General features: G+C 74.0%; 2 protein-coding genes. One reads left to right on the forward strand and one right to left on the reverse strand.

Annotated elements, in window-relative coordinates:
• Window positions 1–223: 223 nt before the first annotated feature.
• Entirely contained in the window at window positions 224–1,513 is a 1,290-nt protein-coding gene (locus ACWD1Z_RS36575) for an MFS transporter (RefSeq protein ID WP_451125104.1), read from the reverse strand.
• A 110-nt stretch (window positions 1,514–1,623) separates the two neighbouring features.
• Between ACWD1Z_RS36575 and ACWD1Z_RS36580 the strand changes: the two genes are divergently transcribed.
• A partial coding sequence (locus ACWD1Z_RS36580; RefSeq protein ID WP_451125106.1) for an amino acid adenylation domain-containing protein occupies window positions 1,624–4,340 on the forward strand: 2,717 nt, incomplete at its 3' end.

Consider the following 4,340-nt stretch of genomic DNA (forward strand, 5'->3'; position numbering starts at 1 on the left):
GCTCCTCACGGACGTCCCCGTCGGCCGGGGAGCGGCCGGCGCGGTGGCCGAACGCACGGCCCCGGTGAACGCGGCCGGCCGACGGGACGAGAGCACCTGAGGGAGGACACGGACGTGGACACGGCCCGGCTGCCGGTGCCCGTCCACGCCGGGTCCGCCCGGCAGCCGCATACCCGGACAGGACGGGAGGTGAACGACGCCCATGGAACCGATGGCAGGACCCTCAGCGGGACTCGGCACCGGCCCCCGCATCGGGCAGGTCGCGCAGACCGCGCAAGGGGCCCGACAGCAGCGGAAGGACCGCCGCCACCAAAGCCCCGGCGACGATCCACATCGTCGGCCGCGGTCCCACGGCGGAGTTCAGCGCCCCGGCGGCGACGGCGCCCAGCGGAATCGTGCTGAAGTTGATCAGCAGCGCCGTGGAGGTGACACGGCCGAGCAACTCCTCCGGGCAGTACGACTGACGGAAGCTCACGATGATCACGTTGCAGGCCACGAGCCCGGCCATCGTCACCGTCGAGCCGATCACGAACAGCGCGAGCCGCGGCCCCGGCGCCGTGAGGGGGATCAGCAACCCGAAGAGCGAGGAACCGAGTTGGGCGGCCACGAGGGCGCGGGCCGTGCCCAGCCGACGCGCCATCCGGCGCGCGCACAGCACCCCCAGCACCCCGCCGACCGCGCCACAGGAGCCGAGCAGCCCCACCGTGCCCGCACCGAGCCCCACCGAGCGGACCAGGAACACGATGTACGTCGCCTCGTAGCCGGCCATCGCGAGATTGGCCGCCGCGCCGAACCCGATGACCGCCCGCAGCAGCGGATCACGGCCGATGAAGCGCAGCCCCGCGGACATCTCCTCGCGCAGCCGCACCCGGCCACCGGCGCGCCGCGGCTCCTCGGCCCGTATGCCGCGCAGACACCACGACGACACGACGAACGAGACGGAGTCCAGCAGCAGCCCCGGGACCGTGCCGAGCAGCTGCGCGAGCAGCCCGCCCGCACCCGGCCCGGCGATCCGGGCCAGATGCTCACCGCCCTGCAACTTCGCGTTTCCCTCCAGGAGTTCGGACCTGTCCACGAGGACGGGCAGGTAGCTGGAGTACGCGGTCGAGAAGAACACCGAGGCCGTGCCCGTGAGGAAGGCCACCGCGAGCAGCTGCCAGACGGTCAGCACGTCCAGCCACCAGGCGGCCGGGACACTCGTGAACAGCGTCGCCGAGACCAGGTTGCACACATGCATGACCCGGCGCCGGGGCCACTGGTCCACCCAGGCACCGGCCGGCAGCCCGACCACCAGCCACGGCAGCCACGGCGCGGCCGTCAGCAGCCCGACCAGGGCGGGAGAGGCGTCCAGCGTCACGACCGCGGTGAGCGGAAGCAGCACCGACGTGACGCTCGTGCCGAACCTGCTGGTCGTCTCACCGATCAGCAACAGCCGGAAGTTCCGATGGCTGAACAGGCCGCGCCCTGCCGTGCCCGCGGCTGCGTCGACGAGCGGTCTTCCCTCAGCGGTCATGGTGTGCGGAACGCCCTCAACTGCGGTGGCCGACAGAGGAGTTCACGCTACACGAGCGATACGGCCCACCCGGGCCGGACGCGACGCCCCCGGCCCACGCGAGGAATCCGATGACCGACGGCCCGCCCGACACGTCGACGCGCTTCCTGGACGGCGTCCGCCGCCACCCGGACCGCTCCGCGGCACCCGTGCTCCCCGAACCCCGCGCCGCTCTCGACCTGTTCGAGGAACGGGCGCTCATCGCCCCGGACAGCATCGCCGTGCGCTTCGAGGGACAGCGGACGACCTACGGCGAACTCGACGCCCGCGCCGACCGGCTCGCCCGCCGCCTCGCCGCGCACGGGACCGGCTCCGACGACGTCGTCGCGGCTGCCCTGGACAGGTCCGTGGAACTGATCGTCGCGGTACTCGCGGTGTGGAAGACGGGCGCCGCGTTCCTGCCGGTCGACCCCCGCTACCCCGCCGCCCGCATCGCCCACATCCTCACCGACGCGCGTCCGGCGCTGCTGCTGACCGCCGCGCACATCAGCCTGCCAGAGGCACCTCCGGTGTCCCGGATGGACGTCCAGGACGACGACCGGGAAGCCCCCGCACGCCCCGACACCGGCCCCTACCTCGCACGGCGCCCGCGCCCCGACCATCTCGCCTATGTGATCTACACGTCCGGCTCCACGGGCACCCCCAAACCGGTCGCCGTCACCCGGGCCGGGTACGCCAACCTCGTCGCCCACCAGGCGGCCACCCTGAACGTGGACAGCGGCAGCCGGGTCCTCCAGTTCGCCTCGGCCGGCTTCGACGCCTTCTTCTGGGAACTGGGCATGACCCTCACGGCCGGTGCCGCCCTCGTCCTGGCCCCGGCATCCCGGCTGCTGCCCGGCCGCGAGCTGGCCCGGCTCGCCGACGAGCACGCGATCAGCCATCTGACCGTGCCGCCCGCCGTCCTGGGCGCCCTGTCGCCCGACGACCTGCCCGGCGTCACCACCCTCGTGGTCGCGGGCGAGGCGTGCGGCGCCGAACTCGCCGCACGCTGGGCGCGAGGCCGCACACTGATCAACGGCTACGGCCCCACCGAGACGACGGTCTGCGCCACGATGAGCGAGGCACTGCGCCCAGACGGGAACGTCCCGCCCATCGGCGACCCCGTGCGCGGCACCCGCGTACACGTCCTGGACGACCTGCTGCGGCCCGTCCCGACGGGCGAAACCGGCGAGCTGTACATCGCCGGCGCCGGTCTCGCGCGCGGCTACCGCGGCCGCCCCGGCCCGACCGCGGAACGCTTCGTCGCCGACCCCTTCGGACCGCCGGGAACCCGCGCCTACCGCACCGGAGACCTGGTGCGCCGGACCTCGGACGGGCGGCTGGAGTTCGTCGGACGCGTCGACGACCAGGTCAAACTGCGCGGTCACCGCGTCGAGTTGGGTGAGGTCGAGGCCCGCGTCGCCGCCACCGGCGGGGTGGCCCAGGCCGCGGTCGTGCTGCGCGAGGACCGCCGGGGCGAGCGCCGGATCGTGGCGTACGTGGTCCCCGAGGCCCCGGCCGGCCCGGACCGCGGCGAGCGCGGACGCGTCGAGGACTGGTGCCAGGTTCACGACGCCGTTTACGCGGGGCCCGTCGCGGCCCCCGGCGAGGACGACTTCTCCGGCTGGCACGACAGCCGTGACGGCACTCCCATTCCGGTCGAGGACATGCGGGAGTGGCGGGACGCCACCGTCCAGCGCCTCCTGGAGTTGCGCCCCACACGCGTGCTGGAGATCGGCGTGGGCGGCGGCCTGCTCCTCACCGAACTCGCCCCGCACACCGCCGAGTACTGGGGACTGGACTTCTCCGCCGCGGCGATCCGAGGGCTGCGTCCACGGGTGGACCGGCTCGGCCTGCCCGAGGGCCGGGTGGTGCTGCGGCAGCAGACCGCGCACAACCCCACGGGCATCCCCGCGGGCCACTTCGACGTGGTCGTCCTCAACTCCGTGGTGCAGTACTTCCCGAGCGGCGCCTACCTCTCCCGTGTGCTCGACGTGGCCGGGCAGGCCCTGGCCCCCGGCGGGCGGCTCTTCGTCGGCGACGTCAGAAACCTCCGCCTGCGCGATCGCACCCGCCTCAGCGGCGTACAAGACGTACCGGAACTCCTCGTCGATCCCGACTACTTCGCCGCCCACGCAGCCCACTCCGGCCGGTTCACCACCTGTGACGTGCGGCTGAAGCGCGGCGAGCGGATCAACGAACTGACCGCTCTTCGATACGACGTCGTCCTGGGCACGGGCGCGGCCCCGGACCGACCCGACACCGGACCCGTACTGCGCTGGGGCGTCGACGCCCCCACCCCGGATGCCGTCGCACGCTTCGCCCGCACCCGGCGGCCCGCGCGCTTCACGGTCACCGGCGTGCCCAACGCCCGGCTGACCGGCTTCCTCCACGACCCGGGCCACCCACGCCGCGCCACCGCCGACCCCGAACACCTCGCCCGCCTCGGCGCGGATCTCGGCTACGGCGTCGCGCTGCGCTGGTCCTCCGCCACGGACGACACCTGCTTCGACGCCGAGTTCACCGAGGGCGGCACCACCCCCGAACCCCCGGTGCGCGGCACGGCGGACTGCGACCTCGCACGGTACGTCGGCACACCGCGCACCGCGGCCGACGAGCATCGCCTGCGCGCGTCGGTACGCCGCCAAGTCGCCGCGTTCCTGCCGGACTTCATGATGCCGTCGGCCGTGGTCGTCATGGACCGGCTCCCGCTCACCCCGCACGGCAAGACCGACCGTGCGGCCCTGCCCGCCCCGCCCACCGCGCGGCCCGACGGTCCGACGGCCCCGCGCCCTCCGCACACGGACCG

Source organism: Streptomyces sp. NPDC002784 (genome assembly GCF_053592135.1).